This window comes from Acidihalobacter yilgarnensis, from assembly GCF_001753245.1.
GTDB classification, from domain to species: domain Bacteria; phylum Pseudomonadota; class Gammaproteobacteria; order DSM-5130; family Acidihalobacteraceae; genus Acidihalobacter; species Acidihalobacter yilgarnensis.
In genome coordinates this window covers 704973-727419 of the sequence record NZ_CP017415.1, presented here as the reverse complement: position 1 = coordinate 727419, position 22447 = coordinate 704973, and the positions used below count along the sequence as shown (strand labels likewise).

The following is a 22447-nucleotide window of genomic DNA, read 5'->3' as shown; positions in this document are numbered from 1 at the left end:
GGACGTCGTCTAGCACCAGTCCAAGGGCAAATGCCAATCGTGCGTCCACCTGATCAGGGCATCCAACGGCAGCGGCGGAGAGATCGCATGTCCCTGCAATCTCGTCACACCCAGCTCGCGCAACAGGACCCCGAGCGGCTCGCTGGCGACGCCTTCGGCGACGAGGTCGATATTCAGCCCTTCGGCCAGTTGCACCACTGCACGCACGATCGCCTGATCGCGTGGATTGTCGATCAAATCGAGCACGAAGCCCTGATCCAGCTTGAGCTTGCGAATGGCCAAACGTTGCAGGTGGTTCATCGAGGTAAAACCGCTGCCAAAATCGTCCAGCGCCACAGATAATCCCTGCTCGCGCAGCCAACGTACCGCCTCAGTGGCGCGGCTGAGATCGCCCAAGTGCGTGGTTTCCGTGATTTCGAACTCGAGCACACTGCGCATATCAGGGTAACGACCAAGCTGATCGATGATGTCACGCTTGAAACCCGGCGCGAGCAAATGGCGCGCGCCGATATTCACCGCGATCGGCACATCCAGGCCCGCATGCGACAACGCTGTCAGATCCGCCGCCACGGCTCCGATCATCGCCAGCCCCAGGCGTCGAACCAGCCCACGATCGCCCTCCACCTCTTCGATGAACTCGATCGGTTCGAGGATAGTCCCATCACGGCCAACCAGTCTGGCGAGCGCCTCCAATCCACAGACACGACCGCTGCCGAGGTCGATCTGCGGTTGGTAATAAGGAATGACCTCGCCTGCCTCCAGGGCACGTTCGATCTGGTGGCGGATCAGATGACGGTATTCGAGTCGGCGCTCCAGTGCCATTGAATACGGCACGCGCGAGCCAGGTCCGGCCAGCTTGGCGGCCCGCAGGGCCATGCTTGCGCGCCGTAACAGCGATTCCGGCTGATGCCCGTCGTCCGGAAACAACGCCGTGCTCTGCTCCGTCTTGAGCAACAAGGATTCGCTCAAGCCCACGTCGTAGGGCTGATCGAGTTCCATATCGATGGCCCGTAAGGAACGGGCGAAGCCGGTCTCGCTACCATCGCCAGGTTCGACCAGTAGCACAGCAAATTCATCGGAACCAAGGCGGCCGACCAAACCCGTTTCGCCGACCACCGCCACCAGACGGCGACCCAAGGCTCGCAGCAGCGTATCGCCGACCTCATGGCCGAGTAGATCGTTGTGGAATTTGAAATCGGCAATATCGATCAGCAACAACTGGGCCCGACGTGCCTGTCCACCGGACGTGGCCAGTGCCTGCTCAGCCAGTTCCAGGAAATGCACTCGGTTGGGCAGGTCCGTCAGTGGATCGATCAGGGCAAGATAGCGCACGCGTGCACGCTGCTCCGTGGTGCGAATGGCAAATCCGACATCATCCGCCAGCTCTCGTAGCAGCCTGACCAACTCCGGGGTGAAGAAGTCGATTTCCTTGGCGAACACCGACAATACGGCTTCTATGCGGTCGCCCACCATCACCGGCACCGCTGCGGTCGAGCGGCCATTATAGCGGCGATAAAGTTCATGCCAGGGGGCCATCTCTGGGGTGCCGAGTACGTCGTTGACGACCACGGTTTCCAGCCCGCGCGCCGCCCGTGCCACTGGGCCACGGCCATATTCGCTGTCCGGATCCAAATCCAGGCGCACGCGGCCAAGATCTGGAAAATCCGCCACACGGCAAGCCTGCTGTGTGTAGTGCAACACGCCCGCCTCGCGGTCGATCATGGCGATACCGGCCATCAATACCGGTGTGTGACCGACCACAATGCGACAGATGTGCGCAAACAGCTCCGCGGTATCGCCGTATCGCTCGCGCACGATGCCCTGATTGATCTCCGACAGGGCATCGTAGAAATCACGCAGACGCTCGCCTTCGGTACGAGCCGCCTCCAGCTCGGTGGTCTCGATCGCCAGGGCAATGATGCCCAGCGGCGCCCCGTCTTCCGACCGTGGCGCGTATTTGTAAACCCTGAAGCTGCGATCGAGAACATTCTCTTTGCGCTGAATCAAGCCCCGCCCTTCCAAAGCCGCACGATCGCTTAGCTGGCAGGTAACGGCACTGACATCGTCCATCAGCGCGGCATCACTCATTCCGTGGTAATCCTTACGACGCAGGCCGAACAACATCTGCGCGGCGGGGTTCGCGTATCGCCAGCGCAGAGAGGCGTCCTTCAGAAAAATCGGCAACGGCAAGGCACGGGCGACGCGCAGCATACGTCGCAGCAAGGTATAGATTGCCTTGTCTCGGGGCGGTTTTTTCAAGGCTGGCTTCCGTGTGCTCATGACGGCCGAGGCCCTCGAATGCGGCCGTCTACCGCACCCGTCTGGTGTCTCATACTACCGCCTCCCCTGGCGTTTCGCTGCTCTTGCCCGATGCCATAGCCCGGGCATCGGTGACTTGCCCGGCTCATGGCCGGCCCCCTAAGATACCTGCTCGTAACCGGAATGACGATATGAACGACCCAATAACCCTCATCGGAATCGGGGAAGTAGGCGGTATCTTGGCGCGTGGCTTTCTACGTGCCGGCCACCCGGTCTATCCAATCACGCGCGGCATGGACATCACCCGCGAGACGCGGTACACGCCGGAGCCGGCACTCGTCGTGATCGCCGTCGGCGAACAGGCGCTGCACCCGGTGCTTGACGCCCTGCCGCCACCCTGGCGCGAGCGCTGCCTGTTGCTGCAGAATGAGCTACTGCCCGAGGACTGGGCGCGTCATGACCTCCCCGAACCTACGGTCATGTCCGTGTGGTTCGAGAAAAAGCCGGGGCAGGATGTGAAGCAGGTGGTGGCGACGCCAGTGTACGGCCCGCAGGCTGGGCTCGTGCTCAATGCGCTGTCCGCTGTTGGGATCGATGGCGTACGCTTGGCCAGCGCCGAGTCATTGCTGTTCGAGCTGGTGCGCAAGAACCTCTACATTCTGACGACCAATCTCTGCGGGCTCGAAGTCGGCGGCGACGTGGCCACACTGGCGAGCACGCATACAACATTGATGACCGAAATTGCGCACGAAGTGCTTGACCTGCAGCAGGTCCTGGCTGGTCAACCCTTTGACCGTCCCGCGTTGATGACCGCCATGCAGACCGCCTTCGAAGGAGATCCGACGCATCGCTGCCAGGGCCGCAGTGCCGTCGCGCGCCTACGCCGCGCCCTCAATCAGGCCGACCAAGCCAAGCTTGCCGTGCCGGCACTGCGCGCGCTTGGGGCACGACACCTGTCGTAGTACCCGCCTCGTCGGGCCTCAAGCCAGATCGAGCGCCGGCAAGACCGATTCCAATGCATCGAGGCAACATCCGTCGAGGGCATTGCCGATCTGGCTACGCATGATACGCAGTGCCTCAGGAACCGGAATCGCCCCCCGGTAAGGACGCTCGGCCGTGATTGCGTCGAAGATGTCGGCGGTGGTAATGATACGCGTCTCCAGGCTGATCTCCTCGGCCATCAACCCATGAGGATAACCCTTGCCGTCCAACCGTTCGTGGTGCGCCCCGGCCACCTTCGCCAGCTCGCCGAATAGCCCGATGCGCGCGAGAATCTCCTCGGTATAACGCGCATGCGCACGCATCTGTTCCCACTCATTGGCATCCAGCGCTCCCGGTTTATCCAAAACACCATTACTCACTCCGAGCTTGCCGATGTCATGGAGCAGAGCTCCGCGGCGCAGCCAGCGACGTCGCGCCGGTGGTAGCTCGAAACGGCTGGCAATCGCCTCGGCAAAGCGCGCCACGCGTGCACTGTGCCCGTAGGTGTAAGGACTCTTGGCATCCACCACCTGCCCGAAGGCCGCGGCGATCCCATCCAGGCGATCCTCGTCAACCAACATCACCGATTCAGCCGGTTCGAGATCGGCCACGCGCTGGGGTATCCCCGCATCCGCCAACCCCATCCAGAATCCTGGCTGTCGCGAAACCCGCTCCAGCGCAGCCGTCAGCGCCGGGTCGAACCACTGTCCGGCCCGACCACGCACTTCTGCCAGCGCCGCATCTGGTCCGCCGCTTAAATGGAAAACATCGATAACCTGAGCGATCAGCGCAATCCGCGCTTGCAGGGGAATGGCTTCACCGATCAAACCGCGTGGACGTCCCTGACCATTCCAATGTTCGTCAAGCGACCGAATACCATCGGCTACGGCCGCCGAGAAACCGAGTTGCAAGGCGATATCGGCACCGCGTTCGCAGCGCGTAGCCACCAACTCGGTCGCCAGATCGTTGCCATGCCGTACCAAATTCAACACGCGATGGAAACGCTCGCGCAGCGCAGCGCTAGGTGCCGCGTGGTTCAGCACGAAGCGCCCGAGTTGCAATATGCTCTGCGAATCGATCCGCTTGAAATCCTCCTTGATCAGACGATCATCGCCTCCGTATAGCTCCCACAGGCGGGCGGCATTACTGCTGCATCCAGCATCTTTGAGCAACAGGGTGTAATACAGATCTGCGCGCTCGGTACCGGAGAGCGCCATCTCGGCACCGATGTGCATGCCTATCCAACAGCAGCGCAGGCAATGGCCAGGAGGCTGCCCCTCGGTCATATCCAAGGCATGGCTCAAGGCGCCGATGACTTCGGACAAACGCAGGTCGCCGCTCTCGTCACTCCTCTTGATATCCATGCGCTCACCCTCCCGCGCGTCCATGATTCGGATCGTCCATCAGGCTCCGGCGTGCGAGTGCAAGTCCAACCTCTGGCATCCCGCGTTAAACGACTCAGCCCGGCGTAAGGCACCTTGACTCGCATCATCGCGGCTAGCGAACCCTCTAGTGCGTGGGCAAGGGCCACTCGCACCACGCCAGCGTGTGCGACCACCAGGATCGGCGTCGGCCCGTCGAGTGCATCGAGCGCGCTACCGACGCGGGCATAAAATGCATCGAGCGGCTCGGCACCCACAGGCAGTCCGCGGGCGGGATCGGCATAATAGGCGGCATAACCTGCCGGATCGCTTGCCGCCACCTCACTAGGACTGCGGCCCTCCCATTCGCCCATGCCGATTTCACGCAGACCGGCCTCCACGCGCAACGGAAGATTATTACGCCCGGCATAGGCCTCAGCAAACTCGCGCGCGCGCCGCATCGGCGAAGTCACCACGCTGGCCCACGGCCCCTTAAACTCCAACGCCGACCACATTTGACGCCAGCCCAATTCGCTTAGCGGATCGTCTACCCCATCACCCCGATAACGGCGCCCGCCCATCGGCTCGCCGTGTCGCAGGAGTGTCACTTCGAGCGGCCGCGTCACGGCGGCGGCAGTATCGCCCACTGCAGTGACATCGCCAGCGTTCAGCTCGCCCATCCACCCAGTGTCAGCAACGCCAGCGCGGCCATCCAGACAATCAGATTCCGCTGAATATGATTGGTCACGGTGGCGAAGACCCCACTCAGCGTCGCCGCGTCCGCCTCCTCGTCGAGCAGTTCATCAAGGCGCACAGCACCCGCACCGCTCTCGCTGAGCAGGACACGATTGCCCTCGCGCAGGTTGGCAAGCCCCCCCAGAAACGCTCGCGCAAACCGACCAGGGCGTGATCGAAGCTACCGGTCACGGCATAGCCCAGTGCGGCGAGTCGGGCTGGGGCCCACTCCATCAGCGCGGCCAGGCCGGAGGCCACGCGAGCCAATTGTTCGCGCATCGGTTCCGAACCGCCCTCCTCCTCCGAGGCCTGAGCGTCGGTCTCCTCGGTTGCAAGCGGATCCAACCGTGCGAGGCCGTGTATCAGGCGGTACAACACCGCAGCAGCCGGCCCGAGGAGCACGAACCAGAAGATCACGGTGAACAGGCGATCGTTGGATTCGGAAAATCCCGCGAGCGCCACCCGCCGCGCCCGCGCGACGGGCTCATCCGGTGGCACCTCACCGAGCAGACGTGCGGCCACTCGGCGCTGACGCGCCTCGTCTCCCACCGCCACGGCCTCGACGTAGTTGTTGATCTCCTCCTCCAGATCTTCCGGACCAAGGCAGTAAAGCAATACCGCGACGCCGAAGATAAGTCCCGGCAAACCCAGCAGGACACCCGACAGCCAGGACTGCAACCAACCCACCAGCAATATCGGCGGCAATACGATCAACAGCAGCTTGAGGCCAGGATGCTTGAGCGCGATGGAATCGAGCAGTGTGGATAAGCGTTCGGCATAGGCGTTAAGACGCCGCGGATCGCGGAAATCGCTCATGTAGCCGAGGAAACGCTCCAATGCCAACGCAAGGAGCAAGGTAATCAGCGTCATGGGTTCCCCTTTTCGAAGTGATGCGCCGTGGGCACCGGCAGTTTTACGGGATTACTCGGCGCTTGCAAGCTGCTTGCCCAGCTCGGCGCGCAGGCGCCGCCAATCGAAACTCTCGCCAGGGTCCGTTTTGCGCCCTGGAGAAATGTCCGCATGTCCAACCACGCGTTCCGGCACGAGTGTGGGATAAGCCTCGAACAACGCGACCAGCAGCTCGATCAATCGCCTGTACTGCGCCGGTTCGTAGGGTTGGTCGTCCGTACCTTCCAGCTCGATGCCGACGGAAAAATCGTTACAGCGCTCGCGGCCGTTCCAACAGGACAGACCGGCGTGCCAGGCACGCCGGTGCCAAGGGACATACTGTATCAGCTCACCATCGCGTCTGATCATGGCATGCGCCGAGACCTGCAGATCGGCAATGGCTGCAAAATAGGGATGATGTCGGGCCGGCAGGCGGTTGGTGAACAGGGCATCGATCCACGGCCCACCGAATTCTCCGGGTGGCAGGCTGATATTGTGTATCACCACCAGCTCCGGCACCGCCCCCGCAGGCCGCTCGTCGGCATTTGGCGAGGTGCGCCAGGTCGCACCCTCGGTCAGACCTGTCATCGTATCCACCTTCACGGCATCTCCTCCGAAGGCCTGGCGGACGACAACCGCACCGCAGCTTCCACGCGTGCCGGTACGGCCTCTGTCTCCAGCGCCGCGTGGTAATGCCCATTCCGATACAGGAACAGGCCGGGCAGGTGGAACACTTCGAATTCACGAGTCAGCGCCAGATCCTGGCCAGCGTCGACCTCGAACACCCGCCAGTCCGGATGATGCGGCGCCAATGCCGCCAATACCGTGTGCATCCGCCGGCAGGCGCCACAACCGGGCGCGGTGAACAATACCAGCGCCGTACCCGGCACCTCGGCTAGGCGATGGTGGAAATCGAATTGGGTCAGAGGCGTGAAACGCATGCACCTAGTATATAAGCTCTACGCACCCGGACGCGCACCGTCGACTTGCCTCGCATCGACCACGGACCGAGAATCGCGCTTTGCTCAAACCCCGCCTATTGGACGCGTACACATGTTCTACAATCTCGCCGGCCTGCTGAACGCCACGATCGTCCTGTTCAGCCTATTCGGCATCGGCGCGCAAATCCGCACCATCTGGCGACGCAAAGCCACACCCGCCGCGGGCAGGCCCACCGCGCAGCTGTCCCTCAATCAGTTCGCATCGAGCTTCCTTTCCTATTACGCGGTATTCGTCTACGGCTACTCGATCCAGCCCTTCAACCCCTATCTCGTCTGGTCGCGCCTCATCGCCGCGCTGCTTGTACTGGCCATTCTCCACGAGATTTGGCGTGACCGGCGCAGTCGTCCGGCCACCGCCGTGCTCAGCGTTGCCCTGGCAGCCCTGGCCACCGGCATCGCCGGTCTGGCCTGGGGTGGACACCTGAGTGATGAGGGACGCCACTTCTCCACCGCGCTGATACTGGCCAACTCCATCATCCTGGCGCAGGGCGGGATGCATCAAATCCGCGTAATCCTGCTCGCGGGCGACACCGGCGCGGTCAATCTGCGCATGAACCAGTGGGTACTCGCCATGCATCTGTCGACCTTGTTGTTCGCGTTCACCATGGGGCTCGGCACCGGCTGGCCTCTCTTGGTACTGGCCCTATCCGGCGGTACCGTCAAGGCCGTGGTGCTATATCTGTTCCGCTGGATACGCGTCAGCGAAACGGCACGCAATCGTCGTCTCGTCAACCGCGCCGGAGTACTACAATGACCGTCATCATGAATCAACAGCCCTCCCAACCGAAGGACGAAGCGCGGGACGCGCTGTACCGCGAAGCGCATCAGCGGTTCCTCGCACATCAGCGAAGCCCGGCCCTCGCCATGGCTCTGAGCTTTCTCCTCACTGGCGCAGGCCAGCTCTACAACGGTGCATATCTGCGCGGCCTGGTACTCGCCGCGCTCTACGTGGCTGGAGCCACCGCTGCCGTGCGTTACGGCTACCCGGTACTGCTCTGGATACCATTCTGGATCTGGGGCATGGAGGATGCACGCCGCGGCGCGCGACGCGGCAACCGCACCCTGCTCGACCATCTCGCTGCGGAGATTGCCGCACACAAGTCCCAGGCCTAACCCGGCCCGGTAATCATGCCTGTCGCGATACGCACTGACTTGACCTTGCAGTCTACTTTAAGGTGTAGAGTTGTCGCCATCAGTCCAGTGAGAGAGGCGCGACATGCGCGAAGACATCACCATCGGCACCCTCGCAGGACGCGCCGGCCTTACGGCTGAAACGCTGCGCTACTACGAACGGCTCGGACTGATCGAGCCCAGCCGCCGCACTGCCGCCAACTACCGCCTATACGGCGTGGAGGCGGAACAGCGGTTACGCTTCATCCGCCGCGCCCAAACACTGGGGTTTTCGCTGGGAGAAATCGCCCAACTACTGTCGCTACATGCCTATCCCGAAGCGGACATGGTCGAAGTGAATACCCTTGCACAAGGCAAAATCGATGAAATTCAGGGCAAAATCGATGATCTCCAACGCATGAAACAAGGGCTGGAGGCATTGACTCAACAATGTCCGGGGCACGGCACCACCGCGGACTGTCCGATCTTGGGCGCCTTGATCAAGCAAGAGGACTGAGCCTCGGGCGCCGCAGAGGATATCCGATATGAACGCACTCGAAATCGACATACAAGGCATGACCTGCGCCTCCTGCAGCGCACGGGTGGAACGCGGCCTGCGTAAGGTGACGGGCGTAGGCAGTGCCACCGTCAATCTCGCCACCGAACGGGCGGAAGTCGATTACGACCCGCAACAAGTGACGCCCGAGCGCATCGCGCAAGCGGTCACCGACATCGGGTACACGCCGGTGATCGAGGAAGCGGAGCTCGCGGTAGAAGGCATGACCTGCGCCTCCTGCGTCGGCCGCGTCGAACGTGCGCTGCGACGTGCACCAGGCGTGATCGATGCAAGCGTCAACCTCGCCACCGAACGCGCCCACCTCCGCTTTCTACCGGCGATGACCGACGCGTCTACCTTGGCCGCAGCGGTAAATGCGGCCGGCTATGCCGCACACACCCTGGAAGCCGATGCCGCACCGGACGAAGACAGCCATCACCGGGCCTTGCGTGCCCTAAAGCGCGATGTGATCCTCGCCGCCGTGCTTGGATTCATCGTGATGCTGCTGGCCATGGGCGCCGACTTCATACCGGCCTTCGAGCACGCACTACAAACGAGCAGCCCGTTTGTCGGATTCTGGGCCTGGGTGCAGGCGGCGTTGGCCACTGCGGTGCTGTTCGGCCCCGGCAGACGCTTCTTCCGCCCCGGCCTGATCGCCTACCGCCACTGGTCACCGGACATGAATTCGCTAGTGGCGACCGGCACCGGCGCCGCGTGGCTGTATAGCCTGCTGGTCTTGTTGCTGCCTGGGCTATTCCCGCCCGAGGCACGGCATGTCTATTTCGATTCCGCCGCCGTGGTCATCGCCGCCGTGTTGCTCGGCAAGTATCTGGAAGCTCTGGCCAAAGGCCGCAGCTCCGCCGCCATTCGCAAGCTCGCCGGCCTGCAAGTCAAGACCGTGCACCGTCTCGACGCTGACGGCCACGAGTCCGATGTCCCGATCGCCCTGCTGCGCGTCGGCGACCGCTTGGTCGTACGCCCCGGCGAACGCATTCCCACCGACGGCCGGGTCGATGAGGGCCGTGCGCACGTTGACCAATCCATGCTGACCGGTGAACCGCTGCCGGTGGCCAAGGATGTGGGTGACGATGTGGTCGGCGGCACCGTGAATCTCGATGGCCGGCTGATGATGGAAGCCACCTCGGTCGGCCGCGATACCGTACTCGCGCAGATCATCGGCCTGGTCGAACGCGCGCAGACCGGCAAACTACCGATTCAGGGTATCGCTGACCGCGTCATCCGGGTATTCAGTCCCGCCGTGATCGTGATCGCCATCATCGCCTTTACGGCCTGGATGCTACTCGACGGCAATATCAGTCTCGCGCTGGTGGCCGCCGTTGCCGTGCTCGTGGTCGCCTGTCCCTGCGCCATGGGGCTGGCAACGCCCGCCGCCATTGTCGTCGGCACGGGTCGAGCCGCCGAAATGGGCGTGTTGTTCCGCAAGGGGGAAGCACTGGAAGCACTGTCTGGTATCGACACGATTCTGTTCGACAAAACAGGCACACTCACCGCCGGGCGGCCCAGCGTGACCGAGATCGTCGCGGATGCGGAAGGTGATGTGCTGCGCCTCGCGGCCGCTCTGGAAATCGCTTCCGAACACCCATTAGGGCGCGCCATCGTCGAGGCCGCACGCGCCCGCAGTCTCGATTTGCCCGCAGTGGAAGACTTCAATGCCGTTGCCGGCCACGGCATCGTCGGACAAATCGAGGCGCGCACGATACGCGTCGGTGCGGAGCGCTTCATGCGCACTTCCGACATTCCGGTTGATGCTAGCTGGAGCACGCAGGCACGCACACTGGAAACCACCGGTCGCAGCGTGGTCTACGTCGCGCAGGATCACCAGATCATCGGCCTGATCGCCATCGCAGACCCGATCAAGGCGGAGTCCGGAGCCGTGATTGCTGCGCTACGCGGGTATGGGCTACATATCGCCATGGTCACCGGCGACGCGCAGCGCAGCGCACAGGCGATCGCCGAGCAACTGGGCATCGACGAGGTGCATGCCGAGATCCTGCCGCAGGGCAAGGCCGAGGTGGTGGAACGCTTGCAAAAAGCCGGGCACCGCGTCGCCTTCGTCGGTGACGGCATCAACGATGCGCCAGCCCTCGCCCAGGCCGATGTCGGCATCGCGCTGGCCTCCGGCACCGACATCGCGATGGAAGCCGCAGACGTCACCCTGACCCACGGACACCTCGGTGGCGTGGTCACGGCCACGCTTGCCGCACGGCGCACGCTGTCGACCATCCGCAGCAACTTGTTTTGGGCCTTTATCTACAACATCCTGCTGATCCCCATCGCCGCCGGCGTGGCCGCACCGCTGGGCGTCCATCTCAACCCCATGCTCGCCGGCGTAGCCATGGGGCTGTCGTCCGTATTCGTACTCGGCAATAGCCTTCGACTCAAGCGCATGCAGGGCTTCCAGGTCACGCCGTCACCGCTGCCAGCGGTGGCAGACACACGCCCAACGACCACGCCGGCCCACCCATGAAACCTTAGCCCTTCAGCGGGACGATTCCCCTGTTCACTCAAACCACACTGGAGACATCGATGAACGACACCACACTCAAAATCACCGGCATGACCTGCAGTCATTGCGTACGCGCCGCCACCCAGGCACTCGAAGGTGTACCTGGCGTGACCCGGGTCGAAGTCACCCTGGAGCCGGGGCAAGCCGTGGTTCACGGCGACGCCCCGCTTGAGGCCTTGATCGCGGCCATCGCCGAAGAAGGCTACACCGCCGAGAGGCTCTGACCTCATGGCGCACAGCGTGCTGCTCTATACCAGTCCGGGCTGCCCGGACTGCGCCGCCGTTCGACGATATCTTGAGGCGCGTGACGTCGCATTCGAGGAATACGACGTCACCGTACCGGAAGTCGCCGACGAGGCCAAAAGTCGCTATGGCGTGCGCATAGCGCCGATCACCGTGATCGACGGCACCGCCCTCTACGGCACATTCGCCACGCAAAAACCTGAGCTAGACAGGCTGCTGCACGCGGATAGCTCGCCGGGACGTGCGTAACCGGCTCGTAGGCCGCGCCCGCCGCCTGTCTCCCGACTCGGATAAACCGTAAAACACCACCTACACTGGCAGTAACAGTAACCGAAACGATCCATAGGACCATGCCGGCACATTCCGTCCTCCCAACGAACCCCCACGCCGCATTCCTGGCACGCCAACCCATCCTGAACGCGCGCGAGCAGGTCGTTGCCTATGAACTGCTGTATCGCAACGGCCCTCGAAACCACGCCCCCGATGCGCTCGCGCGCGAGGCAACCGCCAGCGTGATGCTACATGCATTAGGCATTATCGGCCTTTCGACGCTCGCCGCCGGTCGACCGGTCTACATCAACTTCGACGATGCCAACCTGTTCGAAGACACGCCCGAACTGCTGACACCCGAACAAGTGGTGCTTGAAATCCTGGAAACCGCCACGCCCAATGCCAACCTCCTGGCCCGTTGTCGCGAGTGGAAGGCCCTGGGTTACCGCCTTGCACTGGACGACTTCGTCTATCAGCCCGCCTGGGATCCCTTCCTCGATATCGTCGACATCGTCAAACTCGATGTTCGTGCACTCAACGAGGCAGCCCTGAAGGCACACGTACACCAGGCAAAAGCCCGGGGGCTTTGGATCATTGCCGAAAAGGTGGAAAACCGGGCTGAATTTGAATATTGCCGAGGACTTGGCTGCGACGCCTTCCAGGGTTATTTTTTCGCTCGTCCGGAAATTTTCACCGAGACCAAGCTACCAGCGGCTGCCGCAACACTGCTCGATGCCCTGCGGCGCGTCCGCGAGGATGCCGACACCCAGGAGCTCGAACGCGTCCTGAGTCGTGACACAGCCCTGCTCTATCGATTGCTCCGATATGCCGGCTCGGTGACCTTCGGCGCCACCACCACGCCGCAGAACTTGAGTGCCGCCATTACGCGCCTGGGCCGGCGCAACCTCCAGCGCTGGCTCACGCTCGAACTCTATGCCAGCGCCCGAGATACACATGCCGCCGCCGAATCCCTGCTCGAACTCGCCAACCACCGCGCCGAGCTGATGGGCGTACTCGCCGAATCGAGACACTACTCACGCGAGCACGTGGATGAAGCCAGTGCCGTCGGATGTCTTTCGCTGCTCGACACGCTGCTGCACCATTCCATGGCCCAACTCGTCGAAAGCCTCACACTACCGGATGAAATGAGCGGTGCGCTGCTGGCGCAGGAAGGCACCTTGGGGCAAATGCTCGCGCTCACGCAGGCACTCGAACAAGCCGACCACCCCGCCGTTGCCGAGTTCAGTCTGCAACTCGGCCTACATCCCAGCGATCTGCCAAAGCTTCAAGCCAAGGCACTGAGAAACCAGATTCAAATGGCCGAAGATCTGTCTCGGGTAGCGTCCCAGTAACCGAAAGGCGGGCCACGACGCTTGAATCGATAAGCCGAACCAAGTTCACGACGCCCCCCAGCGACCCTGGATGGTCAATACACCTCCAATCAATCAGGTACACGACGCCTCCCCCCGGAACATTCTATGCCGTAGATATCGGAGTGCAAACGCACCCGACGACATCCATCGCGATAACGAAAATCCCGACAGAACAATGAATATCCATTTGATTTAAAAAAAATTAAACTCTAAATAACACATTCCTCATTCCTCGCCTTGATGCCGCGCCGCCATTCACAAGGGGCTGCGCGTATCCACCACATCGCACCCATCTCCGATCAGACGCGCAACCGAGCACCACACACCCGTCACGACTCCCCTCGGGTGCGCCAGCACGCCATCTTCGATTTTCCGTTGGTCGTCACCGGTTCATGTTTGCCTGTGACCGACCGATAAAACCTGACAAACGACAGTACAATATCCGCCGCAGGATAACGTGAAGCTGCTAAAAGATACCCTGGGCCATAACCATACAATTATCAGGAGAGATCGACGCCATGTCATCGCGTCCCATTCCAACTCAGCGGGAGATCATACTCCCCGCCGACTCGTTCATCGTGTCGAAGACCGATCCGCGGGGGCGAATCACCTACGCGAACCGCGTATTCATGTCCATCTCGGGATATCTCGAACCCGAACTATTGGGCCAGCCACAGAGCATCGTGCGTCACCCGGACATGCCACGCGGCGTATTCAAGCTGCTATGGGACACCATCCGTAGCGGTGAAGAGTGCTTCGCCTACATCAAAAACCAGTGCAAGAGCGGCGACTACTACTGGGTGCTCGCCAACGTCACGGCGGATCGCGGACCGAACGCCGAGATCACGGGCTACTACTCGGTGCGCCGCAAGCCCACGGCGGGTGCTGTGCAATTCGTTTCCGGCTTGTACCGCGAGATGTGCGCCATCGAAGCCACTGCGACCGCCAACCAGGCCCCATCGGCCTCGCTCGACCACCTCAACCGAATAATTGCGGATCGGGGAATGACCTATGAAACGTTTATTCTTAGTCTCTAAGTTCCGGCTCATCATCACCGGCTTCGTGGCCTTCGTCGCGATCACGATTACCGTAGACGCCCTCACCCACGATGGATTCAACCCCTGGCTGCTGGCGATGCTCTTCATCAGCCTTTTGTTCGGCGTGTATCTATGGCGTGCCATCCTGCCGGTGGTCGAAGCCATGCACCGCATCCGCCACGTGATCCGTGAGGCACACGCCGGCAACCTGAGCAACCGCATCACCAACGTCCGCTGGATGGGCGAGGTTGGCCAAATCGCTTGGGAACTCAACGAGTTCCTCGATCAGGTCGAGACTTTTTTTCGCGAGGTCAACACCACCTTCACCTTGGTCAGCCAGGGTAAATACTACCGCCGCGCACTGGCCGTGGGTCTTTCCGGCACCGCCGCCACCACATTGAACAACATCAACCAATCCATGAGCGCGATCGAGGAAAATGCGCGCTACGTACAGCGTAACGCCCTGCTCTCACAACTCCAGCAGCTCAACGCCGAGAACACCATGGGCAACCTGCAGCAGAGCCAAAACGACCTCGGTCGCATCAACGACGAGGTCGACCGCATCAGCGCCATCGCCAGCACCAATGCCAAGCAGGCAGCGGACAGCGTAAGCAACGTGCGCGACATGGTCGGATCGCTCAAACGCACCGAGCAGATGCTCGAACAATCGCGCGAGTCCATGAAGGCGATGACTCGCATGAGCGACGAAATCGCCAAGGTCATGCAGCTCATCAACCAGATCGCGGATAACACCAATCTGCTTGCACTCAATGCCAGCATCGAGGCCGCGCGTGCCGGCGAGCACGGTCGCGGCTTCGCCGTGGTCGCCGACGAGGTACGCGCACTCGCGGCGAATACCAAGCGCGCCACCGAGGAAACCCGCAGCGTCGTCGACACTTTCCGCCGCGAATCCGCCACCATGCAGACCAACTCCAAAGACATGCTCACCATGTCGCAACAGTTGGGCTCGCAAGTCTCAGGCATCGAAACGCTGTTTACTCAATTCACCGAAACCGCCCAGGCCACCACGCATTCGATGCAGTACGCCAGCGATCTTTGCTTCACCTCACTCGCCCGTGTCGACCATATGATCTATAAGCAAAATGGCTATCTCGTGATCTACAACGGCACCGAATCACGAGAGGCCACGGCCATTCGCTCGGATCATCACGACTGCCGCTTCGGACGCTGGTACGACGAGGGCGACGCACGTTTCTCGAATCTGGGCCAGTACCGCGCGCTGGAACAGCCACATACCTTCATCCACAGCAACCTGGCCCGTGTACTAGAGCTTCTGGGACAGGATTGGGAACACGATCCAGAACTGCAGAACGACATCCTCAAGAGCTTCCGGGCTACCGAGCAGGCCAGCGAACGCCTCGGCGAAACGCTCGAAGCCATGGTCGAGGAACGTCGCGGAGAGCAGCAACGATCAGCGGCCTGAACGTAGCCGGGCCGGACGGGCGAAGCGCCACCCGGCCCGACCGAATCGGGGTAAAATCCAAGATGGCGGCACGTCCAGTACCCGCTCAGCGCGAAATCGTGCGCCTTCGACGACTCGCTCATCACCTCAAAGACCGGCCCATGGAGATGGACCATCCACACCAACCGCATCACGGTCATCGATCCGACTTTTCGCCATCGTGAGCCGCAGGCCGTCGAGGACAGCGAGCAGCTAGGCATCAAGGTTCAAGCCCGATACGATTGGGCTGCAGGGCATATTCGCAGACAGCGCTTGCGGGGATCGTGGCCAGTCCCATGATGAACCCGGCACGAAGATGTTAGTCGCGTATCCGCTCCAGTACGCGAAATACGAACGCATACGCATGTCGCTCGTCGGGTGCATGCGCCTCCCGGCTCACTTCGCGCCATTCGGTAGGATCGATCTCGGGAAAATGCGCATCGCCCTCGACTTCGACTTCGACCTCAGTGAGGTACAGGCGGCCCGCCAACGGCAGCGCCTCGGCATAGATCTGCCCGCCGCCGATCACCATGACTTCATCCTCTGGACCGGTTAGCGCCTCTTCTAGGTTAGCGAAGACGCGGCAGCCTGGCGCCTCGAACCCCGGCTGACGCGTGATCACGCGGTTTTCCCGCCCCGGCAGCGGCCGGCCGATGGATTCAAAGGTCTTGCGTCCCATCACCACCGGCTTGCCCAGGGTGATGGCCTTGAAGCGTTTGAGGTCGTCGGGCAGGCGCCAGGGCAAATCGTTATCACGGCCGATCACGCCGTTGCGCGCGACCGCGAATACCAGTGAGACGATGGGCTGGCTCACACTGCCACCGGCGCGCGGATCGCGGCGTGGCTCTGATAACCCTCGACGGCGATATCATCGAAGCGGAAGTCGAACACCGATTTCACGTCTGGAGTGAGACTCAGTCGCGGCAGCGGCAGGGGTTCGCGCGCAAGCTGCGTGCGGGCCTGTTCGAGATGATTGAGGTACAGGTGCGCGTCGCCCAAGGTGTGCACGAAGTCGCCGGGCGCAAGGCCGACGACCTGCGCAATCATCTGCGTGAGCAGCGCGTAGGAGGCGATGTTGAAGGGCACACCGAGAAAAATGTCGGCACTGCGCTGGTAAAGCTGGCAGGAAAGCTTGCCGTCGGCGACATAGAACTGGAACAGCAGATGACAAGGCGGCAGCGCCATCTGGTTCAGCTCGCCGACGTTCCAGGCGCTGACGATCAGTCGCCGCGAGTCGGGGGTCCGGCGAATCGCCTCGACGACCTCCGCGATCTGGTCGATCGCACTGCCATCGGCCGTGGCCCAGGAACGCCATTGCTTGCCGTAGACCGGGCCGAGATCGCCGTGCGCGTCGGCCCACTCATCCCAGATGGTGACCTTATTTTCGTGCAGATAGCCGATGTTGGTGTCGCCACGCAGGAACCACAGCAGTTCGTGGATGATCGAACGCAGGTGCAGCTTCTTGGTGGTAACCATCGGAAAACCCTGCGCCAGATCGAAACGCATCTGGTGGCCGAATACCGACAACGTGCCGGTGCCGGTGCGGTCTTCCTTGCGTGTGCCGTGTTCGAGCACATGACGCATCAGATCGAGATACTGCTTCATGCCGGTTTGCCTCTCTGCTGTGCGCGGTAGGCCCACATCAACAGGCCGGCACCACCCAGGATCATTGGCAGGCTGAGTATCTGCCCCATGGTCACCCAGCCGAAGGCGAGATAACCGAGCTGCGGGTCAGGCTCGCGCACGAATTCGACCAGGAAGCGGAAGATGCCGTAGAACAGCAAGAACAGCCCTGACACGGCGCCGAGCGGCCGTGGTTTTTTCGAGAACACCCACAGCGTCGTGAACAGCACCACGCCCTCGAAGAAAAACTCGTAGAGCTGGCTCGGCTGACGTGGCAACGGGCCAGCATTGGGGAAGACCATGCCCCAGGGCAGCGTGGTGACCTTGCCCCACAACTCGCCGTTGATGAAGTTACCGATCCGTCCGCAGGCGAGTCCAATTGGCACCATCGGTGCGATGAAATCGGTCACCTGGAATAACCTCAGGCCGATACGACGCGCGTACCAGGCCATCGCGAGGATCACGCCGACCATACCGCCGTGGAAGCTCATGCCGCCGTCCCATACCGCGAACACCTGTGCGGGGTGCGCGAGATAGAACGGCAGGTTATAGAACAGTACGTAGCCGATGCGCCCGCCGAGCACCACCCCGAGCGCACCGTAGAACAGCGCGTCACCGACCTGCTCAGGCTTGAGGGGAGATTCAGGCTTGCGCGCGCGGTAGGTACCGAGCGCCAGATAGGCGGCGAAGCCGGCCAGGTACATGATGCCGTACCAGTGGATTTTGACCGGGCCGATGGCAAATGCGATCGGGTCGATATGCGGATAGGGAATCATGGCCGTTTATGCTACCAAACTCGTCGGCTCAGCGATGCACACGCGAAAACACGACCTTCAGATAGGCCGTTTCCTGAATCGCCGGATGCACGGGGTGGTCGACCGACTGCTGCCCATGTGCCAGCACCTGTAGGTCACGCTCGATGTGCCGCGCGCTCTGCAACATCTGGGCAACCAGGATGTCGCGCGGCAGATGATAGGAACAGGAACAAGACACCAGGAAGCCGTCGCGGCCGATCAATTGCATCCCCAATTGGTTCAGGCGCCGATAGGCATCCTCGCCGGCACGCTGATCCTTGCGCCGCTTGATGAAGGCCGGCGGATCGAGAATCACCACGTCGAAGTGCTCCTCGGCCTCGCGCAGTGCGCGCAAAACCTCAAAGGCATCGCCGCGACGCGTGGTCACGCGGTCGCCAACACCATTGTCGGCCGCATTGCGCGCGACGAAGTCCAGTGCCGTCTGCGATTCGTCCACGCACAGCACCTCGTTCGCACCGCCGAGCGCCGCGCGCACGCCCCAAGCACCGACGTAACTGAACACGTCGAGCACGCGCGCACCCGCCACATAAGGGGCCAGACGGTCGCGGTTGTCGCGTTGATCGTAGAACCAGCCGGTCTTCTGTCCCGCACCCAGCGGCGCGCGAAAGCGATGCCCGCCCTCCTCGATTTCAATCTCCTCCGGCGGCTCGCCCAATGCCGGGCGCACGTAGCGCTCCAAGCCTTCCAACTCGCGCACCGCAGTATCGTTGCGCAACAGGATGGCCGTCGGGCGCACCACCTTATCCAGCGCCGCGAGCAAGCCGTCGAGCTGGCGCTCCATGCCGGCGGTCGTGACCTGCACCACCAGCACGTCGCCGTAGCGATCCACCACCAGCCCCGGCAGGGCATCTCCCTCGCCGTGAACCAAGCGGTAATAGGGCGTACCGATGAGCCGCTCGCGCAGGGCGAGGGCGACCTTGAGCCGGTGCACGATCAGCGACTCGCCCCAAGGATGGCGTCGGTCGCGCGAGACCAGCCGCGCGCAGATGAGCGAATGCGGATTGACGTAGCCGGTGCCCAGATAATGCCCCTGAGCATCCTCGATGGTCACCGGGTCACCAGGTGAAAAGGCCGTCAGCGGCGTGCGCGCGACATCGACCTCATTGCTGAACACCCAGAGGTGACCAGCGCGCAGACGGCGTTCTTCCCTCGGCTTGAGCCGAAGCGGGGGTAACGGGATATCAGACACAACAGCTCCAGCCCGAAGAGGGGTCGGTCATTGTACGGCAAACGCCCCCGCGTCAGGGGGTATCCTCGCCATCGTGCAGCAGCCGGTCTAGCGCAAGCCGGTGGCGATCGATGTAGCGACGGGCGTCAGCGACGAAGCCCGTCGCCTCGCTGCCAGGCATATAACTGGACACACCCGCCGTCTCTCGTCTCAATCTCAGGACACCCAGTGCTGCAAGCCGCGCCAAGTCACTGGCCAATGCCTCGCAATACTGTCCATAGGGACGCTCGGCGAAGCGATAGCCCAAGTCGACGCCATCCTGCTGCAATCGCGCCACCAGTCGCTGCAGACGCATCGGGGTGGCTGGGCACCGCACACCGGCTCGACGCACCAACTCGACCAGCAGGGCTATGGATTCCTGATGCCCACCCTCGGCCCAGTCACCTTCAGCGACGGATGTCGTGCGATGGAGTGCGCGTGCAGCCGCCAGTGCCCGCATCGCCGCCAGCAGCGGATTTGGCCCCGTACTCCAGCCGTGCGCGAAACCCTCAGCCTCGAAACCGAAACCTGGAAATTCGGCGGCCCACAGAGTCTCGCCCCGTCCCCAGGTCAGCTCCAGCACATGGATACGCATCCGAAAGCGCTCGATCAGTGGTCCGCCGTCGGCCCAGTCTCGCGAGGGCGCAAAACGCACGCCATCGACAGATACAACACCATCGGTCAACTCCGGGGACAGCCGCAGCGCCTGAGCAACCGCGAGATCGAGGGCAAAGCCGTCCAGCGTGGCCGTTTCCGGTCTGTCTGTTTCCATATGGACTTCATATCAGTCGGCGGCCCTCTAAGCAACATCATCCGCAACCGGGAGATACCCATCATCGCGACAGCCCCGGTCTCGCTGGGCTAAAGTGCATGCAACACCCTACACACACGGATCTCCATGATGTCGAGCGCAACACCCAACCGCCTTGCCGAGGAAACCAGCCCTTATCTGCTGCAGCACGCGGACAACCCGGTCGACTGGTATCCCTGGGGCGAGGCGGCGCTGTGCCGGTCGCGCTCGGAAGACAAGCCGATCTTACTGTCCATCGGTTATTCGGCCTGCCACTGGTGCCACGTCATGGCCCACGAGTCCTTCGAAGATCCCGCTATCGCGGCGATCATGAACGCGCACTTCGTCAACGTGAAGGTCGACCGCGAGGAGCGGCCCGATATCGACCGTATTTACCAGACGGCACACCACCTGCTGACCCAGCGCGGCGGCGGCTGGCCGCTAACCCTCTTCCTGACCCCGGATCAGGTGCCCTTCTTCGCCGGCACCTACTTCCCGAAGAGCGCCCACTATGGCCTGCCCGGTTTCCCCGAGCTGCTGCAGCGCCTCGCCGAGATTTACCGCGAACGCCGCGATGACATCGATCAGCAGAACGCCGAGCTGCTCGGCATGCTCGCTCAACTCGGCAACCGCGCCCTGGCGGAAACGCCGCTCAACGCCATGGCTATCGACCGTGCCCGTGCCGAGCTGTCCCGTCATTACGATCCCACCTGGGGAGGCTTCGAGGCTGCGCCCAAGTTTCCGCACACCGCCAGCCTCACCCGCTTGCTGCGGCATTGGTCATCCGCACGCCTCGACGGCCGCGATGACGAACAGGCACTGGGCATGGCGCTACACACACTGGAACGTATGGCCGAGGGGGGCATATTCGACCATCTCGGCGGCGGCTTCGCCCGCTACTCCGTCGACGAGCGCTGGATGATCCCGCACTTCGAGAAAATGCTCTACGATAACGGCCCCCTGCTCGCCCTCTACGCACAAGCTCACGCTGCGACGGGTCGAACCGACTTCCGCACGGTGGCGGAAGAAACCGCGGCTTGGGTGATGCGCGAGATGCAAGCGCCGGAGGGCGGCTACTACTCCTCGCTGGATGCAGACTCCGAAGGCGAAGAAGGACGCTTCTACGCTTGGACCCGAGAGACCGTACGCGATACCGTGGGCGAGGCAGGCTATCCGCTGTTCGCGGCACGCTACGGTCTGGACGGCCCAGCCAATTTCGAGGGCCGCTGGCACTTGGTCGGCGCGCGCCCACTGGCTGAAGCAGCCGCCGCGGCCGGATTCGACGAGGCGGCCGCGACAGCACGTCTCACAGCGGCCCGCGAACACCTCTTCGCACTGCGCGAAACCCGCATCAGGCCCGGCCTTGACGACAAAATTCTGACCGCCTGGAACGCCTTGATGATCCGCGGCATGGCCATCGCTGCGCGTCATCTAAACCGCCCGGGCTATGCGCAAAGCGCCGAACGTGCCCTCAGCTTCATTCGCGAGGTACTCTGGCGCGACGGGCGGCTGCTGGCGACCTGCAAGGATGGACACGCGCACCTGCCCGCTTATCTGGACGACTACGCCTTTCTGATCGACGCTCTGCTGGAACTGCTGCAACTGCGCTGGCGTTCCGACGAGGCCGATTTCGCGCGCACCCTGGCCGACACCCTGCTCGCGCACTTCGAGGACGGTGAACACGGTGGTTTCTATTTCACTGCCGACGACCATGAAAACCTGATCCAGCGCCCCAAGCCGATGGCGGATGAAGCCATGCCTTCGGGCTACGGCGTCGCCACGCGCGCCCTGATCCGACTCGGACATCTACTGGGAGAGCCACGCTATCTAGAGGCGGCAGACCGCGCGCTGGCGGCAGCCTCGGGCGCCATCGATCAAGCGCCCTCGGCTCACTGCAGTCTGCTCGATGCGCTTGAGGAACAGCTCAATCCGACCAGCCTGGTAATCCTGCGCGGCCCCTCCGAAGCGCTCGCGCCATGGCTGGCACGCAGCCTGACGCCCTTCGCCCCCTCGCGTCTTGCCTTCGCCATCCCAGCCGACGCGGATGATTTGCCGGCCGCACTCGCCGACAAGCCATCCGGCACCACGCCACGTGCGTACTACTGCCACGGCGCACATTGTGCGCCGGTGATCGACCGCCTGGAATCGCTGAACGCGGCGCTACGCGAGGACGAACCAGCCGCTGACGACGCGGCGAAGCCCACGTGAG

22 protein-coding genes and 1 pseudogene are annotated in these 22447 nt (G+C 62.6%); 12 read left to right on the top strand and 11 right to left on the bottom strand.

Going from position 1 to position 22447, the window contains the following annotated elements; all coding sequences use genetic code 11:
* Positions 1–9: 9 nt before the first annotated feature.
* The gene (locus BI364_RS03490) at positions 10–2259 is read right to left on the bottom strand and encodes an EAL domain-containing protein (protein WP_197495839.1); all 2250 of its coding nucleotides are present in this window, start codon (positions 2257–2259) and stop codon (positions 10–12) included.
* A 191-nt stretch (positions 2260–2450) separates the two neighbouring features.
* Between BI364_RS03490 and BI364_RS03485 the strand changes: the two genes are divergently transcribed.
* A complete protein-coding gene (locus BI364_RS03485) occupies positions 2451–3221 on the top strand; it encodes a hypothetical protein (protein ID WP_070077575.1) in 771 nt (256 codons plus the stop codon).
* An 18-nt stretch (positions 3222–3239) separates the two neighbouring features.
* On the opposite strand, the gene BI364_RS03480 is transcribed toward BI364_RS03485, so the two are convergent.
* From BI364_RS03480 to BI364_RS03460, 5 genes are all read right to left on the bottom strand, one after another.
* Entirely contained in the window at positions 3240–4604 is a 1365-nt protein-coding gene (locus tag BI364_RS03480; RefSeq protein WP_070077574.1) for an HD-GYP domain-containing protein, read from the bottom strand.
* Positions 4541–5281, bottom strand: coding sequence for a histidine phosphatase family protein (locus BI364_RS03475; RefSeq protein ID WP_070077573.1), 741 nt, complete (start codon positions 5279–5281; stop codon positions 4541–4543). Before BI364_RS03475 ends, BI364_RS03480 begins: the two co-directional genes overlap by 64 nt.
* 85 nt (positions 5282–5366) lie before the next feature.
* Positions 5367–6206, bottom strand: a complete 840-nt coding sequence (ampE, locus tag BI364_RS03470; protein WP_083251131.1) for a regulatory signaling modulator protein AmpE — start codon at positions 6204–6206, stop codon at positions 5367–5369.
* A gap of 51 nt (positions 6207–6257) precedes the next feature.
* A complete protein-coding gene (gene ampD / locus BI364_RS03465) occupies positions 6258–6812 on the bottom strand; it encodes a 1,6-anhydro-N-acetylmuramyl-L-alanine amidase AmpD (protein WP_197495996.1) in 555 nt (184 codons plus the stop codon).
* An 11-nt stretch (positions 6813–6823) separates the two neighbouring features.
* Complete coding sequence (locus BI364_RS03460) at positions 6824–7165, bottom strand: thioredoxin family protein (protein ID WP_070077571.1); 342 nt, start codon at positions 7163–7165, stop codon at positions 6824–6826.
* Between BI364_RS03460 and BI364_RS03455 the strand changes: the two genes are divergently transcribed.
* The 10 genes and pseudogenes from BI364_RS03455 to BI364_RS19055 all read left to right on the top strand — a co-directional run bounded on the left by BI364_RS03455 (position 7164) and on the right by BI364_RS19055 (position 15785).
* Positions 7164–7979, top strand: a complete 816-nt coding sequence (locus tag BI364_RS03455) for a hypothetical protein (RefSeq protein ID WP_197495837.1) — start codon at positions 7164–7166, stop codon at positions 7977–7979. The two genes, BI364_RS03460 and BI364_RS03455, sit on opposite strands and share 2 nt — an antisense overlap.
* The gene (locus BI364_RS03450) at positions 7976–8338 is read left to right on the top strand and encodes a hypothetical protein (RefSeq protein ID WP_083251130.1); all 363 of its coding nucleotides are present in this window, start codon (positions 7976–7978) and stop codon (positions 8336–8338) included. The genes BI364_RS03455 and BI364_RS03450 overlap by 4 nt, the downstream gene beginning before the upstream one ends.
* A gap of 103 nt (positions 8339–8441) precedes the next feature.
* Positions 8442–8852, top strand: coding sequence for a heavy metal-responsive transcriptional regulator (locus tag BI364_RS03445; protein WP_070077569.1), 411 nt, complete (start codon positions 8442–8444; stop codon positions 8850–8852).
* 28 nt (positions 8853–8880) lie between these two features.
* Positions 8881–11379, top strand: coding sequence for a heavy metal translocating P-type ATPase (locus tag BI364_RS03440; RefSeq protein ID WP_070077568.1), 2499 nt, complete (start codon positions 8881–8883; stop codon positions 11377–11379).
* A gap of 59 nt (positions 11380–11438) precedes the next feature.
* Positions 11439–11642, top strand: coding sequence for a CopZ family metallochaperone (locus BI364_RS03435; RefSeq protein WP_070077567.1), 204 nt, complete (start codon positions 11439–11441; stop codon positions 11640–11642).
* Positions 11643–11646: 4 nt separating this feature from the next.
* Positions 11647–11910, top strand: coding sequence for a glutaredoxin family protein (locus BI364_RS03430; RefSeq protein ID WP_070077566.1), 264 nt, complete (start codon positions 11647–11649; stop codon positions 11908–11910).
* A 101-nt stretch (positions 11911–12011) separates the two neighbouring features.
* The gene (locus tag BI364_RS03425; protein ID WP_070077565.1) at positions 12012–13283 is read left to right on the top strand and encodes an EAL and HDOD domain-containing protein; all 1272 of its coding nucleotides are present in this window, start codon (positions 12012–12014) and stop codon (positions 13281–13283) included.
* A 539-nt stretch (positions 13284–13822) separates the two neighbouring features.
* Complete coding sequence (locus tag BI364_RS03420) at positions 13823–14341, top strand: PAS domain-containing protein (RefSeq protein WP_070077564.1); 519 nt, start codon at positions 13823–13825, stop codon at positions 14339–14341.
* Positions 14316–15317, top strand: a pseudogene (locus BI364_RS19295) (methyl-accepting chemotaxis protein); the annotation flags it as partial. The gene BI364_RS03420 and the pseudogene BI364_RS19295, both read left to right, overlap by 26 nt.
* Entirely contained in the window at positions 15291–15785 is a 495-nt protein-coding gene (locus BI364_RS19055; protein ID WP_407639344.1) for a CZB domain-containing protein, read from the top strand. The pseudogene BI364_RS19295 and the gene BI364_RS19055, both read left to right, overlap by 27 nt.
* A gap of 337 nt (positions 15786–16122) precedes the next feature.
* Here BI364_RS19055 and folA read toward each other — a convergent pair whose 3' ends face one another.
* Genes folA through BI364_RS03390 form a run of 5 tightly spaced genes read right to left on the bottom strand, consistent with a single transcriptional unit; the run spans position 16123 to position 20220 of the window.
* On the bottom strand, positions 16123–16617 hold the full coding sequence (gene folA, locus BI364_RS03410) for a type 3 dihydrofolate reductase (RefSeq protein WP_070077562.1): 495 nt from the start codon (positions 16615–16617) through the stop codon (positions 16123–16125).
* The gene (locus tag BI364_RS03405) at positions 16614–17408 is read right to left on the bottom strand and encodes a thymidylate synthase (RefSeq protein ID WP_070077561.1); all 795 of its coding nucleotides are present in this window, start codon (positions 17406–17408) and stop codon (positions 16614–16616) included. Before BI364_RS03405 ends, folA begins: the two co-directional genes overlap by 4 nt.
* Positions 17405–18202, bottom strand: coding sequence for a prolipoprotein diacylglyceryl transferase (gene lgt, locus BI364_RS03400; protein WP_070077560.1), 798 nt, complete (start codon positions 18200–18202; stop codon positions 17405–17407). The genes BI364_RS03405 and lgt overlap by 4 nt, the downstream gene beginning before the upstream one ends.
* A gap of 28 nt (positions 18203–18230) precedes the next feature.
* A complete protein-coding gene (locus BI364_RS03395) occupies positions 18231–19430 on the bottom strand; it encodes a class I SAM-dependent rRNA methyltransferase (RefSeq protein ID WP_456049110.1) in 1200 nt (399 codons plus the stop codon).
* A gap of 52 nt (positions 19431–19482) precedes the next feature.
* Positions 19483–20220, bottom strand: coding sequence for a phage protein NinX family protein (locus BI364_RS03390; protein ID WP_070077559.1), 738 nt, complete (start codon positions 20218–20220; stop codon positions 19483–19485).
* 126 nt (positions 20221–20346) lie between these two features.
* Between BI364_RS03390 and BI364_RS03385 the strand changes: the two genes are divergently transcribed.
* On the top strand, positions 20347–22446 hold the full coding sequence (locus tag BI364_RS03385; RefSeq protein WP_070077558.1) for a thioredoxin domain-containing protein: 2100 nt from the start codon (positions 20347–20349) through the stop codon (positions 22444–22446).
* Position 22447: the final 1 nt, after the last annotated feature.

Coding starts and splice junctions, on each gene's coding strand:
- BI364_RS03485 (WP_070077575.1), top strand. CDS start 2,451: ATGAACGACCCAATAACCCTCATCGGAATCGGGGAAGTAGGCGGTATC.
- BI364_RS03480 (WP_070077574.1), bottom strand. CDS start 4,604: ATGGATATCAAGAGGAGTGACGAGAGCGGCGACCTGCGTTTGTCCGAA.
- BI364_RS03475 (WP_070077573.1), bottom strand. CDS start 5,281: ATGGGCGAGCTGAACGCTGGCGATGTCACTGCAGTGGGCGATACTGCC.
- ampE (WP_083251131.1), bottom strand. CDS start 6,206: ATGACGCTGATTACCTTGCTCCTTGCGTTGGCATTGGAGCGTTTCCTC.
- ampD (WP_197495996.1), bottom strand. CDS start 6,812: ATGACAGGTCTGACCGAGGGTGCGACCTGGCGCACCTCGCCAAATGCC.
- BI364_RS03455 (WP_197495837.1), top strand. CDS start 7,164: ATGCACCTAGTATATAAGCTCTACGCACCCGGACGCGCACCGTCGACT.
- BI364_RS03460 (WP_070077571.1), bottom strand. CDS start 7,165: ATGCGTTTCACGCCTCTGACCCAATTCGATTTCCACCATCGCCTAGCC.
- BI364_RS03450 (WP_083251130.1), top strand. CDS start 7,976: ATGACCGTCATCATGAATCAACAGCCCTCCCAACCGAAGGACGAAGCG.
- BI364_RS03445 (WP_070077569.1), top strand. CDS start 8,442: ATGCGCGAAGACATCACCATCGGCACCCTCGCAGGACGCGCCGGCCTT.
- BI364_RS03440 (WP_070077568.1), top strand. CDS start 8,881: ATGAACGCACTCGAAATCGACATACAAGGCATGACCTGCGCCTCCTGC.
- BI364_RS03435 (WP_070077567.1), top strand. CDS start 11,439: ATGAACGACACCACACTCAAAATCACCGGCATGACCTGCAGTCATTGC.
- BI364_RS03430 (WP_070077566.1), top strand. CDS start 11,647: ATGGCGCACAGCGTGCTGCTCTATACCAGTCCGGGCTGCCCGGACTGC.
- BI364_RS03425 (WP_070077565.1), top strand. CDS start 12,012: ATGCCGGCACATTCCGTCCTCCCAACGAACCCCCACGCCGCATTCCTG.
- BI364_RS03420 (WP_070077564.1), top strand. CDS start 13,823: ATGTCATCGCGTCCCATTCCAACTCAGCGGGAGATCATACTCCCCGCC.
- BI364_RS19055 (WP_407639344.1), top strand. CDS start 15,291: ATGTCGCAACAGTTGGGCTCGCAAGTCTCAGGCATCGAAACGCTGTTT.
- BI364_RS03405 (WP_070077561.1), bottom strand. CDS start 17,408: ATGAAGCAGTATCTCGATCTGATGCGTCATGTGCTCGAACACGGCACA.
- lgt (WP_070077560.1), bottom strand. CDS start 18,202: ATGATTCCCTATCCGCATATCGACCCGATCGCATTTGCCATCGGCCCG.
- BI364_RS03390 (WP_070077559.1), bottom strand. CDS start 20,220: ATGGAAACAGACAGACCGGAAACGGCCACGCTGGACGGCTTTGCCCTC.
- BI364_RS03385 (WP_070077558.1), top strand. CDS start 20,347: ATGATGTCGAGCGCAACACCCAACCGCCTTGCCGAGGAAACCAGCCCT.